This window comes from Pigmentiphaga litoralis (genome assembly GCF_048632615.1).
In the GTDB taxonomy this organism is placed as follows: domain Bacteria; phylum Pseudomonadota; class Gammaproteobacteria; order Burkholderiales; family Burkholderiaceae_B; genus Pigmentiphaga; species Pigmentiphaga litoralis_B.
In genome coordinates this window covers 4,925,545-4,948,145 of sequence record NZ_CP184479.1, presented here as the reverse complement: position 1 = coordinate 4,948,145, position 22,601 = coordinate 4,925,545, and the positions used below count along the sequence as shown (strand labels likewise).

General features: G+C 65.7%; 14 protein-coding genes and 5 pseudogenes. 2 read left to right on the top strand and 17 right to left on the bottom strand.

All coding sequences use genetic code 11. The features are described 5' to 3' along the window. Nucleotides 1-90: 90 nt before the first annotated feature. From ACNANG_RS22880 to ACNANG_RS22820, 13 genes and pseudogenes are all read right to left on the bottom strand, one after another. Nucleotides 91-798 carry an ABC transporter ATP-binding protein gene (locus ACNANG_RS22880; protein WP_420224933.1) on the bottom strand — a complete coding sequence of 236 codons (708 nt, stop codon included), beginning with the start codon at nt 796-798 and terminating at the stop codon, nt 91-93. After that, nucleotides 791-1,492, bottom strand: a complete 702-nt coding sequence (locus tag ACNANG_RS22875) for an ABC transporter ATP-binding protein (RefSeq protein ID WP_420224932.1) — start codon at nt 1,490-1,492, stop codon at nt 791-793. The genes ACNANG_RS22880 and ACNANG_RS22875 overlap by 8 nt, the downstream gene beginning before the upstream one ends. A 205-nt stretch (nt 1,493-1,697) precedes the next feature. Further along, a pseudogene (locus ACNANG_RS22870) lies at nt 1,698-2,393 on the bottom strand (branched-chain amino acid ABC transporter permease); the annotation flags it as partial. Between the two features lie 228 nt (nt 2,394-2,621). After that, nucleotides 2,622-3,515, bottom strand: a complete 894-nt coding sequence (locus ACNANG_RS22865) for a branched-chain amino acid ABC transporter permease (protein WP_420224931.1) — start codon at nt 3,513-3,515, stop codon at nt 2,622-2,624. A 31-nt stretch (nt 3,516-3,546) separates the two neighbouring features. Beyond that, nucleotides 3,547-4,733, bottom strand: a pseudogene (locus ACNANG_RS22860) (ABC transporter substrate-binding protein). 105 nt (nt 4,734-4,838) lie between these two features. After that, nucleotides 4,839-5,645, bottom strand: coding sequence for an enoyl-CoA hydratase/isomerase family protein (locus ACNANG_RS22855; RefSeq protein WP_420227639.1), 807 nt, complete (start codon nt 5,643-5,645; stop codon nt 4,839-4,841). A gap of 351 nt (nt 5,646-5,996) precedes the next feature. After that, nucleotides 5,997-7,421, bottom strand: a pseudogene (locus ACNANG_RS22850) (AMP-binding protein); the annotation flags it as partial. Beyond that, entirely contained in the window at nt 7,414-7,938 is a 525-nt protein-coding gene (locus ACNANG_RS22845; protein WP_420224930.1) for a (2Fe-2S)-binding protein, read from the bottom strand. The pseudogene ACNANG_RS22850 and the gene ACNANG_RS22845, both read right to left, overlap by 8 nt. Beyond that, nucleotides 7,935-8,753 carry an FAD binding domain-containing protein gene (locus tag ACNANG_RS22840; RefSeq protein ID WP_420224929.1) on the bottom strand — a complete coding sequence of 273 codons (819 nt, stop codon included), beginning with the start codon at nt 8,751-8,753 and terminating at the stop codon, nt 7,935-7,937. Before ACNANG_RS22840 ends, ACNANG_RS22845 begins: the two co-directional genes overlap by 4 nt. Beyond that, nucleotides 8,750-11,986: a xanthine dehydrogenase family protein molybdopterin-binding subunit gene (locus tag ACNANG_RS22835; RefSeq protein WP_420227638.1), complete on the bottom strand. Its 3,237-nt coding sequence runs from the start codon at nt 11,984-11,986 to the stop codon at nt 8,750-8,752. Before ACNANG_RS22835 ends, ACNANG_RS22840 begins: the two co-directional genes overlap by 4 nt. 157 nt (nt 11,987-12,143) lie before the next feature. Next, nucleotides 12,144-12,707 (bottom strand): helix-turn-helix domain-containing protein, encoded by a 564-nt coding sequence (locus ACNANG_RS22830; protein ID WP_420224928.1) that lies wholly within the window; start codon nt 12,705-12,707, stop codon nt 12,144-12,146. A gap of 398 nt (nt 12,708-13,105) precedes the next feature. After that, nucleotides 13,106-13,807, bottom strand: coding sequence for a GntR family transcriptional regulator (locus ACNANG_RS22825; RefSeq protein ID WP_420224927.1), 702 nt, complete (start codon nt 13,805-13,807; stop codon nt 13,106-13,108). A gap of 90 nt (nt 13,808-13,897) precedes the next feature. After that, nucleotides 13,898-15,618 (bottom strand): annotated as a pseudogene (locus tag ACNANG_RS22820) (IlvD/Edd family dehydratase). A gap of 153 nt (nt 15,619-15,771) precedes the next feature. Between ACNANG_RS22820 and ACNANG_RS22815 the strand changes: the two are divergent. Beyond that, entirely contained in the window at nt 15,772-16,806 is a 1,035-nt protein-coding gene (locus ACNANG_RS22815; protein ID WP_420224926.1) for a Bug family tripartite tricarboxylate transporter substrate binding protein, read from the top strand. A 281-nt stretch (nt 16,807-17,087) separates the two neighbouring features. On the opposite strand, the gene ACNANG_RS22810 is transcribed toward ACNANG_RS22815, so the two are convergent. The 4 genes from ACNANG_RS22810 to ACNANG_RS22795 form a co-directional block, all read right to left on the bottom strand. Next, entirely contained in the window at nt 17,088-18,140 is a 1,053-nt protein-coding gene (locus tag ACNANG_RS22810; protein WP_420224925.1) for a VWA domain-containing protein, read from the bottom strand. A gap of 21 nt (nt 18,141-18,161) precedes the next feature. Next, nucleotides 18,162-19,184, bottom strand: coding sequence for a DUF58 domain-containing protein (locus ACNANG_RS22805; protein ID WP_420224924.1), 1,023 nt, complete (start codon nt 19,182-19,184; stop codon nt 18,162-18,164). Next, a complete protein-coding gene (locus tag ACNANG_RS22800; protein ID WP_420224923.1) occupies nt 19,159-20,175 on the bottom strand; it encodes an AAA family ATPase in 1,017 nt (338 codons plus the stop codon). Before ACNANG_RS22800 ends, ACNANG_RS22805 begins: the two co-directional genes overlap by 26 nt. A 67-nt stretch (nt 20,176-20,242) precedes the next feature. Beyond that, nucleotides 20,243-21,181 carry a trypsin-like peptidase domain-containing protein gene (locus tag ACNANG_RS22795; protein ID WP_420224922.1) on the bottom strand — a complete coding sequence of 313 codons (939 nt, stop codon included), beginning with the start codon at nt 21,179-21,181 and terminating at the stop codon, nt 20,243-20,245. A 335-nt stretch (nt 21,182-21,516) separates the two neighbouring features. On the opposite strand from ACNANG_RS22795, the pseudogene ACNANG_RS22790 reads away from it, so the two are divergent. Beyond that, nucleotides 21,517-22,566, top strand: a pseudogene (locus tag ACNANG_RS22790) (VWA domain-containing protein). The last annotated feature ends 35 nt before the right edge of the window (nt 22,567-22,601 follow it).

The following is a 22,601-nucleotide window of genomic DNA, read 5'->3' as shown; positions in this document are numbered from 1 at the left end:
GCGCCGGCGTGAGAAAACCGCCCCCGGGGCGTCCCGTTGTAGGCACGCCGCCACGGTCTACGCCTTGGGATGACACCCGGGCGCCGGCGCCTAGACGGCAATCGCCTTCATCAGCGCATCCCGGTCGGCCGGATTCGACGTGCTGCCCTCGGCAACCACCCTGCCCCGTTCCAGCGCGTAGAACCGGTCGCACAGCGTCAGCGCCCGGGATACGTTCTGCTCGACCAGCAGGATGGCCTGGCCCTGTTCCTTGACCTGGCGCATGACCGAAAACAGTTCGTCCACCACCATCGGCGCCAGGCCTTCGGTAGGCTCATCGATCAGTAGCAGGCGCGGCTTGCCCAACAAGACGCGCGCCACCGCCAGCATCTGCTGCTCGCCGCCCGACAGCGTGGTACCTGCCTGCGCGCGGCGTTCGGCCAGCCGGGGAAAGCGGGTGTAGATGTCCGTCAGCCGCGACTGCTCCTCGGCGCGTGTGAGCCGGGGACCCTGCATGAAGCCCATCTCCAGGTTTTCCTGAGTGCTGAGCCCGGGAAAGATCCGCCTGTCCTCGGGAACGAGGCCCACGCCCAGCCGACATACCTTGTCGGCCGACAGGCCTGACAGGCGCTGGCCCTGGAACTGGATGTCGCCGCCGGTCAGCGGCAGCCATCCGGCCACCGCCTTGATGGTGGTGGTCTTGCCCACTCCGTTGCGGCCGAACAGGCCGACGACTTCGCCTGGCTCGACGCGGATGCTGAGCCCCTGCAGGACGTGGCCCAGACCGTAATGCACGTGCACGTCGTTCAGTTCAAGCATGGACGGCCTCCGCGGCAGGGGTCGTGGCGGCTTCGCCGAAATAGGCGGCCTGGACGCGGGGATCGGCGCGCACCGTGCGCGGCGGACCCTCGGCAAGCTTCCGGCCTTGCGTCAGCACCACCACATGGTCGGACACGTCCATGACCAGGCCGACGTCGTGTTCGACCAGCACGATGGACACGCCGCCGGCCAGCCGTTTGATCAGGGCGGCGGTATCCGCCGTGTCGGCGTGCGACATGCCTTGCGTGGGCTCGTCCAGCAGCAACAGCCGAGGTCGGCATGCCAGCGCCACGGCGATCTCCAGCCGCCGCTGTTCGCCATGCGACAGCGCCCCGGCCAGGTCATTGGCCCTGGGCTGCAACGCAAATTCTTCCAGCAGTTCATCGGCCCGTGCCGATGCGACATGGGACGACGCCAGCGGACGCAAGGCCAGCCATCCGTTTTCCAGTACCTGTGCGGCCAGCCTCAGGTTTTCGCGCACCGTGAGGTCCACGAACAGATTGGTGATCTGGAACGACCGCGCCAGGCCGGCGCGCAGCAGCCTGTGCGGACTCCAGCCTGTCACGTCGACGCCGTCGAAGCGCACCGTGCCGGCCGTCGGCCGCAGTGCGCCGCTGATCAGGTTGAACAGCGTGCTCTTGCCCGCGCCGTTCGGGCCGATCAAGGACGTGATGCTGCCGCGCACCACTTGCATGCTGACGTCGTCCACGGCTTTCAAGGCGCCGAATCGCACGCTCAGTCCCCGCACGTCCAGCAAGGGTTCGGACGCCGCCGCCGTTGGGCTCAGGGTCATGGTTTTTCCTTAGCGCGCCCACCAGCCCGGATGGGAAGAAGATGACCGCGGCCATGAACAACAGACCGATCACAATCAAATGATGTTCGGTATACGTGCCGACCACCGACTTCAGGCCGAACAGAATCACGCTGCCATACAACGCGCCGATCAGTGTGCCCACGCCGCCCAGCACCACCGTGATGACGGCGTTGCCCGAGGTCTGGAAGTACAGCAGTTCGGGGGACGCGAAACCGCGCAGCATGGGGTACAGCGCACCGGCAACCGACGCAATGGTGGCCGCGAGCACGAAGGCGGCCAGCTTGTAGCGCCAGGGGTCAAAGCCCAGGAAAGACAGCCGCAAGGGGTTCGCCCGCAGCGCCTGCATGTTGCGGCCAAAGGGGGTGTCGAGCAGGTAGGCCAGCAAGGCGTACATCGCCATGATCACGGCCAGCACCACCAGGAAGAAACTGAGCGGATCGGACGCCGATACCGAATATGGCCCCACGCCAATGCGCACCACTGGCACCCCCATGAGCCCGTCGGACGCCCCCAGGGCCTGCACGTTGTAGACCGCCTTGGCGGCGATCTGCGCCAGCCCGAACATGATCAACGCAAAGTACACGCCGCGGGCGCGGATCGCGATCACGCCCGACACCCCGCCCACGGCCGCGCCCGCCACCGTGGCGATGGCCATCACGCTCCAGAACGACAGCCCCGCATCCCGCAGCAGGATGCCCGACAGGTAAGCGCCAAACCCGAAGAACAGGGCCTGGCCAAGAGACAGCAGACCGGCAATGCCCAACAGCAGGTCCACCGCCATGGCCAGTCCGCCAAAGATCAGGGCTTCGGTGGCCAGCCGCAGGTAGAACGTGTCGCCAGTCCACCAGGCCGCCAACGCGGCCAGCAGGGCGAGCACGACGAAGGCGGTGGCCAGGCCGGCGCGGCGCCGGGGCGCTCCCCCAGGGCAGCCGCCGTGGCAAGCCGGCCGGAACCGTTGCGGCCAGCAACGTTGCGGTCGTCAACGTTGCGTTTCTCAACCTTCTGTTCTTCAACCATGACCAAGCCTCCCGAACAATCCCTGCGGACGGAACATCAGCACCAGCACCATGATCCCGAACACCAGTGGATCCGACCACACCGGCGAGATGTACAGGCTGGACAGGGCCTGCACCTGCGTCAGCAGCAGACCGGCCACGATGGCGCCCTTGATGCTGCCGAGCCCGCCCACGATCACCACCGAAAACGCCATCAGGATGAAGTCCTTGCCCATGGTCGGGAAGACCGAATACACAGGCGCGAGCAGCACCCCCGCCAGTCCGGCCAGCGCCACGCCGAACGCAAACGTGCCGGCATAGACCCGCAGCACCGGCACGCCCAGTGATGCCGACATGTGCCGGTCGTACGCCGCGGCGCGTACGATCGCGCCCAGACGCGTGCGATACACCACCCACCAGACGCCGGCCAGGATCACCAGGCCAACCGCCATCAGGAACAGGCGATAGGTCGGAAACATCATGCCCAGCAATTCGGTGGCGCCCTGGATGGGCGACTCGGGCTTGAGCGAGTTCGGGCCATAGATCAGCTTGAACACGTCTTCGAGCACGATTGCCATGCCAAAGGTCAGCAGCAGCGTCAGGATGTGCCGGTCCTTGTGGTGAAAGACCCGCTGGATCAGCAGGCGCTCGGTGGCGTAGCCCAAGGGCAGCATCACCAGTGGCACCAGGACCAGCACGAGCCAGAAGCTCAGGCCAGTCAGCAACAAGGACGTGCCAAGATAGGCGCCCAGCGCATAGAACTCGCCGTGCGCCATGTTGATGACGTCGAGCAAACCAAAGATGATGGTCAGGCCCAGCGCCATCAGGATCACGGCCACGCCCAGCGACAGGCCATTGACGACCTGCGGGGCGTAGACGAATTGCAGACTTTCGAGCCAGGCGCTCATGGGGACTCCTTGATCAAGGCGGCGTGACGGCTCACCAGCGTTTGCAGGTGCTGGGGCCAATGGCCTTGTCGCCCTGCACCTTGCTGATGATGGTGAAGTCGCCGTTGGCGATCCGGACGGCGTACATGTCCTGGATGGCCTGGTGGTCCGCCGCGCGCATGGTCTTTTCGCCCTGCGGGGTATTCCACGTCAGGCCTTCCATGGCCGTGCGCACCTTGGCGGTTTCGGTGGACTTGGCCTTTTCCACGGCGGCCTTGTAGAAGTACAGGACGCCATACGAATCGGCGCCGTACAGGTCCGGCGCGATCTTGTTGGCCTTGATGAAGTCCGCCACGAAACGTTTGTTCTGCGGGTTGTCGATCTGGGGGTGTAGCCCACACCGGTCACAAAGCCTTCGGCATTCTTGCCAATGGCCTTGATGTTCTGCGCCGTGATCGCGCCCGACACGCCGATCAGGGTGATGTTCTTGTTGATGCCATATTCGGCCAGCTGACTGAACAGGCGAACCGTGTCATTGCCGGCTGTCGAGGTGTAAAACACCTGCGGACGCGCCGCCCGGATCTGGCCGAAATAGCTCGAGTAATCCTTGCTGTCCAGCGGCGCGAACAACTCGCCATTGGCCTTGATCCCGCGCTGCGTCGCGGCATCCTTGAACGCCGCCACCGTGCTTCGTCCCATCTCGTAGTCCGGCCCCAGCAGGAACAGCGACGCGCCCGGCTTGTCCTTGGCCAGCCATTCGGCCAGCGCCACGGATTGCTGGCCCGCCTTGGCATTGACCCGGAACACATTCGGCGAGCACTTGTCGCCGGTGATCGCATCCGAAAACGACACGGTGGTCGCAATCAATTTATCGTTGCGTTCCGCAACCTGTCCCACGGCCAGGGTCGATCCGGAATTGACCGTGCCGGTCAGGAAATCCACCTTGGATTGCTGGAACAGTTTTTCGGCCTTCTGCACCGCGACTTGGGGATTGGCTTCTTCGTCTTCATACAGCAATTCCACCTTGCGGCCCAGGATGCCGCCCGCCGCGTTGATCTCGTTCAGTGCCAGGTCCAGCCCCATCTTTACCTGCGCCCCGATCGGGGCATAGGTGCCCGACAGCGGCGTGACGACCCCGATACGCAGCGGACCGGTTTGCGCATGGACCGCCGGCGCGACCGCGCCCAGCAAGCCTGCGGACCAGAGTGCGGCAACGGCGGTTCTTTGTAGCGTCTTCATGGCAAGTCTCCTGTAAACGACCCGTTTGTCCGGGTTCACATCGTTTGAATGCAGGTCCGAATCCCAATGCGGAAAGCAGGCGCTGCCCCGCGCGAACGGGCGCGGTCAGCTGCCCTTGAACGCGGGCTTGCGTTTGCCGTGAAAGGCTTCAACGCCCTCGCGGAAATCGTCCGAACTGCGCAGGCGCGAATAGCAATGGCCTTCCAGTTCGATGGCAATCGACAAGGGCGCGTCTTCGGTGTCGTTCAGCAGCTTCTTCGCGGTGCGCTGGGCCAAGGGCGAGAACGCTCGCAGTTCGTCCACCAGGGCATCGGTCGCCTTTTCCAGATCCGCATCCGCCACGCAGTCCACCGCGATACCCCACTCGTAGGCTTGCTGGCCAGGTATGCGGCGGGACCGCATCACGATGTCCTTGGTGCGGCCCACGCCCACCATTTTCTGCAGCCGCGCCGATCCGCCAGACCCGGGTATCTGTCCGAGTTTCTGTTCGGGCAACGCGTACAAGGTGGTGTCGGTGACGATCCGGAAATCGCACGCCAAGGAAATTTCAAAGCCCACGCCAAAGCAGTAGCCGCGGTTGGCCGCGATCACCGGCTTGTCGCAACGAAACGGGGCCGCCACATTCCAGGCCAGCGCCGACACCTTTTCGGGCGTGGCTTCCATGAAGCCCTTGATGTCGCCCCCGCTGGAAAAATGTTCACCGGTGCTGCGCAGCACGATGACCCGCACCCGCGGATCGGCGTCCAGCGCTTCAAAGACCAGGCGCAGTTGATCGCGCTGCGGCATGGTGATGACGTTCAACGGCGCGCGGTCGAGCACGATGTCGGCGCGTTCGCGCGCGGCATCCACCTCCACCCGAAAGCCCGAAAGATTTTCCAGCAGCGACTGCGCGGGGTGGGTAAGGTCAGACACTGTCTTGCTCCTTGGAAAGGGGTGTTCCGGTTCAAAGTCGCCGGCCACCAGGCAACGCCGCAGCACTTTGCCGACAGGCGACTTGGGGATGGCCTGCACGAACACGTAGTCGCGAGGCCGTTTGAAATTGACGAGCTCCGATGTGCGGCACCACGCGTCGAGCGCGGCGGCGTCGACGGCGGAAACGGTAATGGCATCAGCGTGCGCGCCGTCGCTGGCCGTGGCGCGGTCGCCGGCCGTGGCGCGGTCGCTGGCCGTGGCGCGGTCGTCGGCGGTGACGTGGTCACGGTCCGTGCGTGCATCTACGTGGCGCTTGACGAAAGCCACCACACGCTGACCCCAGCGCTCATCCGGCAGACCCGCGACCGCAACCTCATCGACGCCGGGGTGCAGCGACAGCACCGATTCGATGTCGACGGGCGAAATGTTTTCGCCGCCCGAGATGATCATGTCGTCCACGCGGCCGGTCACGAACAGGTCGCCATCGGCGTCCACATAGCCCGTGTCACCCGTGAAATACCAGCCGCCTTTCAGCGCCTTGGCGTCGGCATCGGGCCGGTTCCAATAGCCATCGAACGCTTCATCACCCGCCAGGTCGGCAATGATCTGCCCTTCCTGCCCGGCCGCGATCCGCGGGTGCGGGGCGGTGGCGTCCAGCGGCACTACGCCGATCCGCGTGTTGATGCCGGCTCGTCCCGCGCAGCCCGGCTTGGCCACCGCATCCTGATTGATGGTGCAGGTATAGACCTCGGACGATCCGTAGTGATTGACGAACAGTTCCGGCGTGAACGCCGCGTCAATGCGCTTGAGCAAGGCGTCATGCATGGGCGCGCCGGCAAAGCCGATCTTGGTGACCGATGTCACGTCGGTCTGCGCAAAGGTCGGGTGCGCAAGCATGTCGTGGTACAGGGTCGGCACAAGATACAGATTGGTGATGCGTTCGGCCGCGATGAGCCGCAGCACGGCTGCCGAGTCGTAACGCGGCACACACACGAACAGGCCATCGACCATTGCCATGGCCAGCAAGGACCGCACGCCCATGGTGTGATACAGCGGCATGACCCCCAAGGTGCGTTCGCCGCGCCGGTAGCTGTTCTGCGCCACATGCGCCAATGCGGCCGCGCGTTCCTGGCGGTGGCGGCGCGGCACGCCCTTGGGCTTGCCCGTGGTGCCCGACGTGTAAAGCATCAAGGAAATATCTTCCGGCCCTGCCCCCAGCGGCGGGTCGTCGCGATCCAGCGGCGGCGCGTTCAGCAGATCGTCGAAGGACGTGATGTCGCCGGACGGCACCGCGAGGGGCGGGTCGGCGGGGTGCGGAGACTGGGCGGTTTGCGGTCCTTGGGGTGCGTGGGCCGCCCGCGGCGCCTGCGCTACCTCTCGTGCCTGGGCCTCGCCCACCCGGATCCGCGCCATCTGCTGCGCGAATGCGGACCCCGCCACCGCGTCGGCGCTGACCGCCTCGAATACGATCGCCTTGGCGCCGGAATCCGCCGCGCAGTAGTCGACCTCGTCCGGCTTCGCCCGCCAGTTCAGCGGCGTGGCCACCACGCCCAGGAACTGGCAGGCCCAATGCAGCGTCGCCATTTCCCAGCGGTTCTGCAGCACGATCAACAGGTGGTCGTCGCGCGCAAGCCCGATTGCGCGCAGCCCGCCAGCGACATGGCGCACCTTGTCGAACCACTGCGCATAGGTCAGCCGGACGTCGCCATCGACGATGGCCAGCGCCGTGGGGCTGCGCTCCACGCTTTGCAGAAACGTGCGGCCCAGGTCAAGCATGATGATCCTTGCGTTCGGCTGGCGCGGACGCGCGCCGGGATGCGGCCACGTCGAGCACGGCCATCACGATGTTGGTGTAGCCGGTGCATCGGCACAGATGGCCCGACAGCATCTCGCGCACCTCGGTCTCCGTCGGATCCGGAAGGCGTTCAAGAAAGTCGCTGCACGACATGAGAATGCCCGCGGTGCAGAAGCCGCACTGCAAGGCGTGGCGCCGCTTGAAAGCCTGCTGCAGGTCGCTCATGGCGGCGGACCTGGCCAGTCCCTCCACCGTATCGACACGGCTGCCTTCGGCTTGCGCCGCCAGCATCATGCAGGCCCGCACCGCTACGCCGTCCACCCGCACCGTGCATGCTCCGCACACGCCGTGCTCGCATCCCACATGCGTGCCCGTCGCACCCAGTTCATGCCGAAGGAAATCCACCAAAGACGTGCGGTTGTCGCATCCGCCATGGCGCGTCTGCCCATTGAGCTGGATCGAGATCATCGTCCGGCTGCGTTGTTCAAGTGCTTTCATGCGCTTGCCTCCTCAATCACGCGGCGCCCCAGGCGGCGCACCAGGTGCCGCCGATACTGCGCACTGGCGTGCTGGTCATCCTGGGCGTCCAGGCTCCATGCAAAGTCGTTGAGGGCGTCATCCAATGCGGAACCTGACATCCGCTCAATCTTGAGCAGACGCGGGCGATCCGACACCCCGCCCACCGCCAGCCGGATACCGTCGGCATCCACGCAGGCCGCCAGCGCGGCGATAGCGAAGTCGCCATGCCGCTGGGCCATCTCGGCAAAGGCATAGCCCGTGCCGGCGCGGTGCATCGGGTAGCTCACGTCTTCGACGAGTTCGTCGGGCCGGCGCGCGGTCATCAACATGCCCTGCGCAAAGGCGTCGGCCGACAGTTCGCGGCGCCCCTGACGCGACCGCAGCCCGACCCGGCCACCCAGCGCCAGCAGCACCACGGGCAGCTCCGCGCTGGGGTCGGCGTGAGCAATCGACCCGCACACGGTGCCGCGATTGCGGATCTGGAAGTGCGAGATGTACGGAAAGGCCAGCTTGAGCAGCGGCACTTCCTTGGCCAACGACGGCCGCCACTCCACGCTGGCTTGCGTCGCGGCCGCACCGATGACAAGGGCATCCTTGGCGATGCGGGCGTAAGCCAAGGGCGCGATGCGCGAGATGTCGACCACCACTTTGGGCTGCGCCAGCCGCATGTTCAGCGCCGCCATCAGGGACTGCCCGCCCGCCAGGATGCGGGCGTCCTCACCATGCCGGTGCAGCAGTTCCAGCACTTCCTCGACGCTGTCGCAGCGGTAGTAATCGTAAAGACCGGGCTTCATGGCGCGTCTCCTGAGTCACCCGATGAGGCAGTCGAACCAGAATGGGAGGCCGGCTTCGACCGTGCATCCGATCCGGGCTTTCTGGCAGGATCCTCCGCGGTGTCCCCTGCGGGATGCGGCTTGCTGCCGAGAACGCTGTTCAGCAGGCGACGCCAGAACGACGGAGGGTTCGCCGCCGCTGCCGCGGCTGCCTGGCCGTAGCCCGAGCCCTGGGGCGGCTTCGCACCGCGGATTGCGCTGCGGCTTGTGCTTTGTGGCGCCGCCGTCGTGCCGTCGGCGGCGCGTCCATTAAGCCTTGCGCCAGGCCCGCTGCCAGACCTGCCCTCTGCCTGTTTGCCCAATTGTTCGAACAATTGCTTCAGTACGATCCTGGCCGCGCCTTCCAGCATCCGGCCGCCGACCGCCGCCACCTTGCCGCTGACATCGGCGTGGTAGTCATAGCTCAGCCGCGTGCCCGCGCCCGACGGCGTCAGCACCACGCTGCCGCTGCCACTGGCCGTGCCAAGCGAAGACGTCCCGGCCCCCGCCAGCCGAAGGCGATGCGGCGGGTCCAGTTCCGACAGGCTGATCTCGGCGGCATAACGGGCCTTGACCATGCCGACCCCCAGGGTCACGTCGGCGCGATACTGGTTGTCGCCGGTGCTTTCCAGCGCATGGCAACCCGGTATGACCTTGGCCAACACGACCGGGTCCAGCAACACTGCAAAGATGGCTTCGGGCGTGGCCGCCAGCTCGACGCTGCCCTGCGCGCTCAGCCCCTTGCCTGCCTTGCTTTTGCCTGCCCCATCCTTGCCTGTCCTGTCCCTGCCTGCCTTGTCCTCGGCTGCCTTGGCCCCGTTCGGACCCTGAGTCAGGCTGGGCGGGGTTTCTTCGATGCCCATCAATGCCATCACTCGGGACGGCGTCAGCGGCAGTGCGACGTTCGCTACGCCCAGCGCGTCGGCCACGGCATTCGCGATGCACACCGGCGTGCTCATGTTGTTGCCCTCGCCCAGGCCCTTTGCGCCCAGCGGCGTAAAGGGCGACGGCGTTGACATGTGCACGATCACCGGCTCGGGGACCTCGCAAGCGGTCGGCACCAGGTAATCGGCAAAGGTGCCGGACTGGAAACTGCCGTCACCCCCGTACGCAAATTCTTCCATCAGCGCAGCGCCCAGGCCTTGCGCGAAGGCGCCACGGATCTGCCCGTCAGCCAGGTCCGGATTCAGCAGGGTGCCCGCGTCATGACAGGTCACGTAACGGTCGATCCGCACGCGGCCAGTGTCGGGGTCCACTTCTGCGGCACAGATGTCGAACGCGAAACCATAGGCCGCCGACGTGTTGACCCGGTCATCGTCCGTCGGCGCTTCAAGCTGTTCCGGCGTCCAGAACACCGTTTCGCGCAGCCCCACTTCAACGCCTTGGGGCAACAGTGCCGGGGCCCAATGCGGACCCGCGGCCAGCCGCGCGAATGGAAGCGTGCGGTCGGGGGCGGCCCCTGCAAACACCTGGCCTCCGGCAAAACATACGGCGGCCGGCTCGCACGCCAGCAAGGGCGCGGCAATGGCGGCAAGCTTGTCGCGCAGCTTGACCGCCGCCAGGTGCAGCGTGCCCGCGACCGCGCCGGCAAAGCGGCTCGAATAGTTGCCCGCCGCCACCGACCACGCATCTTTCTGGCTGTCGAATTCGGCATTGACGGTGACATCGGCGGGACGCAGACCGAATACGTCGGCCACCACTTGCGCCGCCGCTGTGCGGTGGCCCTGCCCTTGCGGCGTCGAGTCGATCAGCGCGGTCACACCGCCCAGCAGATCGATGGACACGGTGGCCGATGCGATCGCTCCGTTCTTGGGGCCCGCCTTGGCGCGCTGCTCGGGCGTCAGCGCCGTCGAGATATAGCCCATGTTCGAGATCGACGGCTCGACGATCGCCGCATACCCGATGCCGTACAGCCGCCCTTCCCGCCGCGCCGCGTCGCGCCGCTCGACCAGTTCGGCCAGCCCGCCCTGTTCCGCCGCCAGGGACAGTCCCAGCGGATAGTTGCCGGAATCCAGCAATGCGCCCGCCGCCGCGCGATACGGAAATGCGTCGGGCTGGATGAAGTTGCGGCGATACACCTCCAGCGGATCGAGTCCCAGCTCGACGGCGATCCGCTGCATCAACCGTTCCAGCGCGAAGTACACCTGCGGTCCGCCAAAGCCGCGCACGAGTCCCGCCGGCGTCTTGTTGGTCAGCACCACGCGGTTGCGGACGCGCAGATGAGGGATGGCATAGGCGCCGGTCAGGCAGCCATGCATGCGGTAGAAGGTTGCGGGCTCCGGCGCGCGCAAGTATCCGCCCACGTCATCGAACTGGTCGAGATCCAATCCCAGGATGCGGCCGTCGTCTTGCACGGCGGCCTGGATGGTCGACACGCGGCCGGTAGCCGACGTGGCCGCCACCAGATGTTCCAGCCGGTCTTCTACCCACTTGACCGGCGCGCCCGCCTTGCGCGCGGCCAGGCACATCATCACGATGTACGGAAACACGCCCTGCTTGACGCCGAAGCTGCCGCCCGAATCGGGCGGCGTGCGCAAGCGCAGCCGCGCGGCCGGAATCTGCAATGCCAAGGCCATCACGGTGTGAAGCGAGAACGGGCCCTGGAAATTCGAGGTGGCCTCGTAGCCCTCATCGCCAGGCATGCACTCGGCCAGCACCACGTAGCACTCGATGGGCGTGCACGAATTGCGGGGGTAACGCACCGTCAGCCCGACGCGATGCGGGGCCGATGCAAAGGCGCCGTCAGGGTCGCCATAGGAAAAATGCCGGTCGCTGGGCACGTTGCTGCCCACGGCCGGATGCAGCAGCGGCGCGTCCCCGGCAATCGCCTCGTCCACGTCTACGACCGCCGGCAGGGCCTCGTACTGAACCACGATGGCGTCCAGCGCATCTTCGGCCAGCGCCCGCGTGCCGGCAACCACCACGGCCACCGGTTCGCCCACGTAGCGCACCGTCTCCACGGCCAGGCAGTAATGTTCCATGGGACTCTTGACGCCGACCACGAAGGGCCGGGTCCACGCCTTGACGTCGGCGCCGGTCAGCACGGCGCGCACGCCTGGGCAGGCCAGCGCGGGCGCGGCATCGACCGCAACCACCCGCGCGTGCGCGTGCGGCGATCGCAACACGGCGGCATGCAGGCTGCCGGGCCGGACGCCCAGGTCGTCGGCAAAGCGGCCGCGGCCCGTCAGCAGCGCGTCGTCCTCGACGCGGGGCATCCGTTGGCCGACGTGGGCATGCGCGCCCGCGCCCTGTTCTGCTTTCACGTCTCTCTGTCCCGCCGGCGGTCGCACTCGCTGCGCCATCGGTCTTCATGTCGATGGGCGCAGTCTAGGCAGGAAGAGGATGAAAGCCCTTACCGAAGAATCCGGTCACTTACCCTTGAGTCTGTTTTTCGTAATGCTGCACCACGCGGCGGAAGTCCGCTGGCGCACTGCCGATGTGCTGGCGGAAGAAGCGGGTGAAGTGGCTGGGCGCCGAAAAGCCGAGCCGCGACGAAATGTCGGCCAGCGGCTGGCGCGTATGTGTCAGGTCGGTGATTGCTGCTTCCATGCGCAGCACGTTGCTGTAGACATTGGGCGTCAGGCGCGTGCAGCGCCGGAACAGCGTGAAGAAATGGGCTCGCGACAACCCGCTGTGCATGGCCACCCGGTCCATGTCGAACTCGGTGCCCAGGTTCTGCCGCATGTATCCGATGGCCTTGCGGATACGCGGATCACCGCCGATCGCACTGTGCGCGTGCAGCAGGTGGCGCATGTTGCGCCATTCCGAAAACGGATCGATCACCGCGATCATCAGATCGAACAGCACGGTTTCGAGCCGCCTGGCCGGAATGTCGTCGGCGTACAGCATTTCCATGGCCAGGTCGTCGGCCAGCTTGCGGATCCGCGCCGAGATCTCGACACAGGGATTGGGAAAGAACTGGGGATGCGCGGCCACCGACAGGTGCCGCTGGATTTCGCCGAGCCAGGCCGGCTCGACATACAGCGCCAGGATGACGGTGGGGGCGCGAGCGCGCCGGGATGTTCATAGGAATGCGATTCCCAGGCGTTGACGAGCACGGCGGTGTCGTCGGTCAGCGGCGTGATCCGGTCGCGCACCCGGAAGGCCGTGTCGGCGCCGCTTGCCTTGATCAGCACATGGCAATGATGATGCGCATGCGTGACGAGCGGCTTGTCCATGTCGAGCAATGCGACCCGGCCAAACCTGCCCTGGAATATCCTGATTGCCGTCGACACACCGTCTCCTTATCGACTTCGATGAACCCGGGCCTGTCGATCGTTGTTGTGGTGCCCGAAGCTATCTTACACGCCGATGTCAAAACGACGGCACCCCCTTCATGGCGGACCGAAACGGTGCTGGTTCGCGCTCAGGTAGGCGTCGCGCGACGGCAGCAGGTGCTCCCGGCACAGGGTGACCAGGGTATCCCGATCGCCCGCTTTCAGTGCCGCGATCATTTGCCAGTGTTCGCGGCAGGCCTTCTGCCGGTAGTCCGGTGATACCAGCGAACTGAAGCGGATGGGGTGGGTCTGGCGCGCATACTCGGCGATCGCGCGTTGCAGCACGACGTTGCCCGTCAGCCCGAACAAGGCCTGATGGAAACGTACGTTGGCGCGAAACACGCGCCGCGGATCGTTGGCCTGCACCGCGGCGTCGTGCGCTTCCTGGATGTCGACCAATTCGTTCAACGCATCCGGATCGGGCGACTGAGGAATCAGGCTGGCCGCCTGCGTTTCCAGCAAGGCCCGCAGCTGATACAGCTCGGAAACTTCCTTGGGCGTGAAGGACCGCACCAGCGAACCGATGTTGCGCCGCCTTTCGGTCAGGCCCAGGCGATCCAGCATGGCCAGCACCTCGCGCACCACATGGCGCTTGATGCCGAAGCGATGCATCAATTCATCTTCGATCAAGCGTTCGCGTGGGTTGAGCACCCCCAGCACGATGTCTTCTTCCAATGCGCCGACGACTCGCGCCACCGGGTCGGTAGTCGGCTCGTCAAGGGTTGCGGCATCGGGTGCGTGAAGCAGGGCTGTGTCCATGGCGTCAGAAGGAAAGCGGGCAACCGGGGCCGCCCTGTTCTGCCATGCCGATGACACGCAGACAGAGCTGGCCCGGATCGGGCCGCCGGGTTATTTCGTTCTGGGGATTGTGCCGGTCATTGTGGCCGCGCGCAAAAAGTCGAAGTCGACGCCTTCGTCGGCCTGCGTCACGGTCGTCATGAACAGCTTGCGATAGCCGCGGTCCGCTGCCGGTTCGACGACGGGCGCGACACGCGCCCGCTGGGCCAGTTCTTCGGCCGAAACCAGCAGCGCGATCTCGCGATTCTTGACGCTGAGCCGGATGCGGTCGCCGTTCCGTACATACGCCAGCGGGCCGCCCACGGCCGCTTCGGGCGTGACGTGCAGCACGATCGTGCCGGCAGCCGTACCGCTCATGCGGCCATCGGAAATGCGGACCATGTCTTTCACGCCCGCCCGCGCCAGCTTCATCGGGATCGGAATGTACCCGGCCTCGGGCATGCCCGGCGCGCCCTTGGGCCCAATACGCTTGAGCACCAGCACGTCGTCGGCGTTCACGTCCAGATCCGGATCGTCCAGGCGCGTGACCATGTCTTCGGCGTCTTCGAACACCACCGCGCGTCCTTCGTGTTCCATCAGTTCTGGCGCCGCGGCCGACTGCTTGATGATGGCGCCGCCAGGCGCCAGATTGCCGCGCAGCACGGCAATGCCGCCCTGCGGGTAGATCGGGTTGCTGAACGGACGCACCACGTCCTGCTTGAACGGCGCGCTGGCGGCGTCGAGCTCTTCGCCCAGCGTGCGGCCTGTGACGGTCAACGCGTTCAGATGCAACAGCGGCTTCAGTTCACGCAGCAACGTGATCATGCCGCCCGCCTTGTGGAAGTCTTCCATGTAATGCTGGCCCGACGGCTTCAGATCGACCAGCACGGGCGTTTCGGCGCCAAAGCGGTCCAGTGCTTCCAGGTCCACCTCGAAACCCATGCGGCCGGCAATCGCGGTCAGGTGGATGATGCCGTTGGTCGAACCGCCAATGGCCAGCAGCACCCGCATGGCGTTTTCGAAGGCTTCGGCCGTCAGCACCTTGTCGATGGTCAGGCGGTCCTTGCTCATTTGCACCGCCAAGGTGCCGGTCTGCTCCGCGATACGGATCCGGTCCGCCGTCACGGCGGGGCCGAGGCGCCACCCGGCACCATCATGCCGAGGGCTTCGGCGATACATGCCATCGTGCTGGCTGTGCCCATCACGGAACAGGTGCCCACGCTGGCCACCAGCTGATTGTTGACGTCCGCAATCTCCTGGTCGTCGATCTGGTCCGCGCGGTAGTACGCCCAATAGCGGCGGCAGTCGGTGCAGGCGCCCACCCGTTCCGACCGATGCGAGCCGGTCAGCATCGCACCCGTCACCAGTTGAATGGCGGGAATGCCGGCCGACGCCGCGCCCATCAACTGCGCGGGCACCGTCTTGTCGCAGCCGCCGATCAGCACCACCGCGTCCATCGGCTGGGCGCGAACCATCTCTTCCGTGTCCATCGACATCAGGTTGCGCAAATACATGCTCGTCGGCGCGGAAAAGCTTTCGTGGATGGAGATCGTCGGGAAGTCCATGGGCAAGCCGCCTGCCAGCATGATGCCGCGCTTGACGGCTTCGATCAGCTGAGGCGCGTTGCCGTGACAGGGGTTGTAGGCGCTGCCGGTGTTGACGATGCCGATGACCGGCCGCGTCAGCGCACTGTCCGTATACCCCGAGCCCTTGATAAAGGCCTTGCGCAGAAAAAGCGAAAAGCCGCGGTCCCCGTAGTTGGTCAGCCCTTTCGACATGCCTTCCTGGGACATCTCGGGGGTGGTGGAATGGCCATTGGGTGCGGTCGTTCCCGGCGTTTTTGGCTTTGAAGTCATGTCGATTTGATTATCAATAATATTCTTGACGATGATGCTACCCACTTCTATAGTCCGTCACAAGAGGGGCGCGACCCCTTGCTGATAAAAATGACAGGAGAACGACGCGTGACGCTCTGTACCCCCTCCCTCCGTACTTTCCATCCCCTGCGTCGCCACCTGCTGCTCGCATTGGTAGTGGCCGGCCTGGCCGGAACGCCTTTCCTTGCGCACGCCGCAGACGACTACCCAAGCAAGCCCGTGCGCCTGATCGTCCCGTATCCCCCAGGCGGCGCCACCGACGTGATCGGCCGCGTCATTGCGCAAAAACTGTCGCTGGCGCTGAACCAGCAGGTGGTCGTCGACAACCGCGCCGGCGCGACCGGCAACATCGGCGCCGCCGCCGTCGCCACGGCGGCGCCCGACGGCTACACGCTGCTGATGGGCGCGCTGACCAGCCACGCCATCAACGCGACACTGTTCGCCAAGACCATCAGCTACGACCTGGAAAAAAGCTTCACGCCCGTGGGCATCGTCGGCTCGGTGCCGCTGGTGTTCGTGGTCAATCCCACCGTCAAGGCCCAGAACCTGACCGATCTGATCGCGATTGCCAAGAAGTCGCCCGGTTCGTTGACATTCGCGTCGTCGGGCAGCGGATCGCCCCAGCATCTGGCGGGCGAAATGTTCAAGAAGATGGCGGGCATCGACATGCTGCACGTCCCGTACAAGGGCAGCGGCCCCGCGATGACCGATCTGGTCGGCGGACAGGTCCTGAGCATGATCGAAACGGCGCCTGCCGCACAGGGCTTCATCGCGTCCGGCAAACTGCGCGCGCTCGCCGTCGCATCGAAAGACCGCGTCAGCACCCTGCCCGACGTCCCCACCGCCGCCGAAGCCGGCCTGAAGGGCTTCGAAGTCAGCTCCATGTTCGGCATCCTCGCCCCCGCCGGCACACCCAAGGCCGTGGTCGACAAGCTGACGTCGGAAATGAAAAAAGCGCTCAGTACCCAGGACGCCAAAGACGCCCTGCTGCAGCAAGGCGTCATCGCCAACTACGCCGCCCCCGCCGACGCCGCAACCGCGATCAAGACCGAAGTCGCGAAATGGGCGAAAGTCATCACCGACGCCAACGTCAAAGCCGACTAAGCGCCGCAAGAAAGCAGCGATCAAAAGAAACTGGCCCCGAACGCAACAACGCGTCGGGGCCAAATCAATCCGCCAAAGAGAAACCGCAAGCACCATACAAACCGCAGGCACCAAGAGCGGTAAATCAGGGGCACAGCGGATCCGGCTTTGCCGGTCCGCCAGTGCCGCCCCTCGGGGAGGCGCGAAGCGCCAAGGGGGGGCCTGCTCCTCTAGGGCACAGCGGATCTGGCTTTGCCAGTCCGCCAGTGCCGCCCCTGGGGAGGCGCGAAGCGCCAAGGGGGTCATAATATTCTGCCATACCACCACATGGATAAAAGCGCGGCGACCATCGTCAGCATCGCGCCCAACGCCACGAACAACGCCGATATTTCCATCGGCTCTTCCTTGTCATACGCAAGCCGCATCGCCAGCGACTGATAAATCTTCTTCAGCTCCTTGGCGTTATCGGCGCGGAAATATTCGCCGCCACTGGCCGACGCAATCTTCTTCAGCGCCTCGTCATCCAGGCGCACGCGCATCGACCAGCCATCCACGCTCAAGGTCGCGCCTTCGTTTGTCCCGACGCCGACCGTGTAAATCCGCACGCCATGCGACGCCGCCACGTCCACGATCTTCATCGGGTCCGGGCCGGTATTGCTCTGCCCGTCCGACAGCAACACGATCGCCACCGACCGGTTCGACCCGGGCGTGACGGGCGGCGCTTCCGGATCGACCTTGGGCGGCACCGCACCGTAGGTCGGGCGGCCGCTGATCAGCCCTTCCACATCGAGATCGGCGGCTGGCAACAAGGTGGCCAGCGAGATGATCAGCCCGCTGCCCAATGCCGTGCCGCGCTGGATCTGCAGGTTGTCGATGGCGGCGGTCGCGTCTTCGCGCAGACGCGTCGGCGACTGCACAAGCGCCGCCGCTCCCGCGACCGCCACGACGCCCAGGCGCACGTTGTGCGGCTGGTCATCGATGAAGGCCTTGGCGGCGGTCTGCGACGCCACCATGCGGCTGGGTTTGACGTCGTCGGCCCGCATGCTGCCCGACATGTCCATGGCAAGCACGACCGTTTCGAGCCGCGAGGGTAGCTTCACCACGGCCTGCGGCCGGGTCACGGCAAACAGCATGGCGCACAAACCCAGCAGCAACAGGACAGCCGGCAGATGGCGGCGCATGCGGCTGTCGCCCATGGCCTGCCCGACCAGGTCCAGGCTCGGGTAGCTGGCGGCCACGCGCCGCCGCCGCGCCAGCAGGCGCACGTACAGCAACACCAGCACCGGCACCAGCAGGTACAGCCACAGCATGCGCGGCCATAGCAGCGTCAGGTGCCCGACGTGATCGATGGTCATTTCGCTACCCTTCCCTTACCCTCAACCGGACCGGCCGGCGCGCCGCGCCAGGGGATTGACGCCCGACGCAAGCTGCCCGCGCCGCTTGCGCTGGCGAATGAAATGCAGCAGCGCCGCATCCAGCCGGTCCATCGTGCTCAGTTCCAGGCAGTCCACGCCGGCCTGGCTCAACGCATCGCGCAGGTCGGCCTCGCGTTTTGCCGCCGCGTCCATGAAACGCTTGCGAAACCCCGGATCATGCGTATCCACGAACAACTGTTCGCCGGTTTCCGCGTCCTGCATCATGACCATGCCCAGGTCGGGCAGCTCGAGTTCCAACGGGTCGTACAGCCGCACCGCGACCACTTCATGGCGCTGGGCCAGCTGCGCCAGCGCCTTGGTCCAGCCAGGCTGGCTGATGAAGTCGGACACCACGAACACCACGGACCGCCGCTTGATGGACGACTGCGCCTGCGTCAGCAATTCCCGCAGGTCGGTCTGCCGCTGTGCCGTGGCTGCCTTGGACTTCAGCATGCTGTCCAGCACGTGCAGCACATGCCGTCGCCCGGACTTGGCCGGAATGGTCTGCATGCCATCCGCCGAATACAGCACGGCGCCGATGCGGTTGCCGTTGCGCGTCAGCAGCCGCGCCAGCACGCCAACGAAGCCGGCCGACATCCCGCGTTTGCGCACCGCCTGCGATCCAAAATCCAGCGACCCGCTCAGGTCCAGCAAAAACCACCCCGCCACCTCGCGATCTTCCTGGAACTCGCGGACGTAGGGTGTCTGCAGACGTGCCGTCACATTCCAGTCGATATACCGCACGTCGTCCTGCGGCTGGTACTCGCGCAGCTCGGCCAGGTCGAGTCCGTAACCGCGAAACAGCGTGCGGTAATCGCCCTGAAGCAGGCCATCCAGGCGCCGCACCACGGTCCATTCCAGCCGCTGCAGCAGCTGTTCCGGATTGGGCAGCCCGGCGCTGGCCGATGACGGAGACGGCGCTGGCGGGGCCGCCGGCTCGCCCGCGGCGCGCGCCGCCTTACGCTGTCGCTTCAACCCGAACATGCGTGTCCAATGGCCGGTCAGGCGCGGGAATGGCTTTGAGAATGCGCATGATCAACTGATCGGCCGACAGGCCATCCGACAGCGCTTCGTACGACAGCACCAGACGATGCCGCAGCACGTCAGGCACCAGGTCAATCACGTCCTCGGGCAGCACATACGTGCGGCCGCGCAGGAAGGCCAGGGCACGGCTGCCTTCGATCAGGTTGATGGTGGCGCGCGGGCTGGCGCCGAAGGTGACGTAGCGAGCCATGTCGCCCAGGCCGTAGCGGTCGGGCCGGCGCGTGGCCGACACGACCTTGACGGCATACTGCATGATGCCGGGGTCCACATACACGCGGCGGCATTCGGCCTGGATGTCGCGCAGCTGTTCGATCGATGCGACCGCCGCCACCTGCGTCGCCACGCCCGTCACGCGCGAAGCAATCACGAACTCCTCTTCTTCGCTCGGGTAGTCGATCAGCACCTTCATCATGAAACGGTCGACCTGGGCCTCGGGCAGTGGGTAGGTGCCCTCGGTCTCGATCGGGTTCTGCGTGGCCATGACCAGGAACGGCGACGGCACCTTATGCGTCTCGCCCGCGATCGTGACCTGCCGCTCCTGCATCACTTCCAGCAGGGCCGACTGCACCTTGGCGGGCGCGCGGTTGATTTCGTCCGCCAGCAGAAGATTCGTGAACACCGGGCCCAGCACCGTGCTGAATTCGCCGCTTTTCTGGTTGTACATGCGCGTACCGATCAGGTCAGCCGGCAACAGATCAGGGGTGAACTGGATGCGCTTGAACGAGCCTCGCAAGGTGCGCGCCAGCGTGTTGACGGTCAGCGTCTTGGCCAGACCTGGCACCCCTTCCACCAGCAGGTGCCCCTGGGCCAGGATCGCCACCATCACGCGTTCCAGGAAGTGGTCCTGCCCCACCACCACGCGCTTGACTTCATACAGCACCCGCTCCATCAACGAAGCGGTGTCCAGTCCCTGCGTTGCCTTGTCTTCCATAAGCCGATTCCCCGAGCGATGACCATGAATGAATGAATGCATGAATGACGGTGTGCGCGACGACGGATCAGAACGGCGGCACCCCCACCGCGCTGCCGGCCGATTCGATGGTCGTCGCGAATCCGATGCCGATGAAGGTGTGCGCTTCGGTCGGATTCAGGATCGCGGTGACGATGCCCACGACCTCGCCGTCCATCGAGACCAGCGGCCCGCCGGAATTGCCCGGGTTGGCCGCGGCGTCGAACTGAATCAGCTTGGTCAATTCCTGCTTGCCCTGGGGCGACACGAAGGCGCGGTCCAGACCCGACACGACACCCGACGAGACCGATGGCCCGATGCCGAACGGAAAGCCGACCGCCACCACTTCGTCACCCGGACGCAGGTTGGCCGTGCTGCCCAGGGTCGCGGGCGGAAGGTCGTCGGGCGTGGACTTGGCCTTGATGACGGCCAGGTCTTTGTCGGGCTGGACGCCGACCACCGTCGCTTCGGATTCGAAGCCATCAAAGAACGTGACGACCAGGCGTTTCGATCCGGCAATCACATGGAAGTTGGTCAGAATGGTGCCATCTTCAACCACCACGACGCCTGACCCGACACTGCCGCGGTCTTCATCGGGCGCGTCGTTCTTGCCCGAGGGCGCGCCTGGCCTGGCCCCGCGCTCGCCCTCGCGCGGCGCGCCAGGCTTGCCAGCGTCCGCCTGTCGGCTTGGCGGCTTGGCGCCATCGTTACGCGGCTTTTCCTGCGGCGGCGGCACGATATCGGCCTTCGGGACGGCGCCCTGCGGCTTGGTGTCGGTCGGCACGGTATCCGGGTAGCCGCGCACGCGCACCACCGACCTGCGCACCGCTTCGGCGGCGCGCGCGGGGCGTGACGGCAGCGACTGCGTTTCCAGCGTATGCAAGACGGCGGCGTTGATGTCGTCCTGCGTCAGCGGCGCCTGGCTACCCGGCGCCGTGCGCAGCAACAGGGCCAGCACGCCGGCACACAGCAGACCGCACACGAACATGGCGGCCTTGTCGTGACGGTGCAGGAAGGCGCGGATACGGGAAGGGGTGCGCGACGCAGCGGAGGACGCAGGAACGGCGGGAGCTGATGCGGAAGCAGGGGGCGCTTCCGAGGGTATGGATGGCCCACCCGGTGCCGCTGTCGGCCGACTCGTGCTGCTGTAGAGCGGTGCTCGCTTCATCCTCTGACCCTCAAGATACGAATCGGCCTGGCAGGAACCAAGTTAACACTTTCACTCTGGATTTGGTACATCCGTCTTTACCAGCGACAGGGTTCCTGTGCATACTGGGGCTGACGATTCCCTCCGTCTTGCAGCCCGACGATCAAGGAGCATCCATGCGGTTTTTATGGCCTGACCTGCTCTGGTCATTGCTCCTCGTTCCTCTCTTGATCGTGGCGTATATCGCCGTCCTGCGACGGCGCAAAAGCAGTGCTGCGTTATTCCAGCATGCTGCTGGTCCGGGACGCGCTTGGACCCGCGCAGCGCTTTCGCCGGCACATCCCGCCGCTGCTTTTTTGTTAGCGATGATTTCAGCGCTGTTCGCGGCTGCCCGGCCCAGCGCCACGGTGGTCTTGCCGGCCGAATATCTGACTTTGGTCCTGGCAATGGACGTCTCACGCAGCATGCAGGCCAGCGACGTCGAGCCGACGCGCATGTTTGCCGCGCAGGGCGCCGCCAAACAGTTCATTGATGAACTGCCGTCCAGCGTGCGGCTTGGCATCGTCTCGTTCGCGGGCACCGCCGCTGTCGTGCAAACGCCTACCGAGAGCCGGCCCGACATGATCGCGGCCATCGAACGCTTTCAGCTTCAGCGGGGCACGGCCACGGGCAGCGGCCTGATCCTGGCGCTAGCCATGCTTTTCCCGCAGGACGGTATCGATCTCGAATCCGAAGTGTTCCGCAGCAATTCGCGATATGGCTCACGCGCCCTGCCCCCGGCCGGCGCCAAGCCGGAAGCGCCCGTAGCAAAGCGAGCACCGGTCATGCCAGCGTCGTACACGGGCGGCGCGATCATCCTGCTTAGCGACGGCCGCCGCACGACCGGCCCCGATCCGCTGGACGCCGCCAAGATGGCGGCGGAACGCGGGGTGCGGGTCTACACCGTTGGCTTCGGCACCAACCAGGGCGCCATGATCGGCGACGAGGGCTGGTCCTTTTATGCGCGCCTGGATGAACCCACGCTGAAGGCCGTCGCCCAGATGACCGGTGGCGAGTACTTCCAGGCCAGTTCCGCGGCCGACCTGCGCAAGATCTACGAAGGCCTGAACCTGAAGTTTTCGATGGAAAAGCGCGAAACCGAAATCAGCGCCCTGTTCGCGGCCTTGGCCGCACTGCTGACCGTGCTGGCGGCGGGACTGTCCGTGCTCTGGTTCCGTCGCCAATGACGCCGTCCTGACAGACCGAGGCCAAGCGCGCGGCG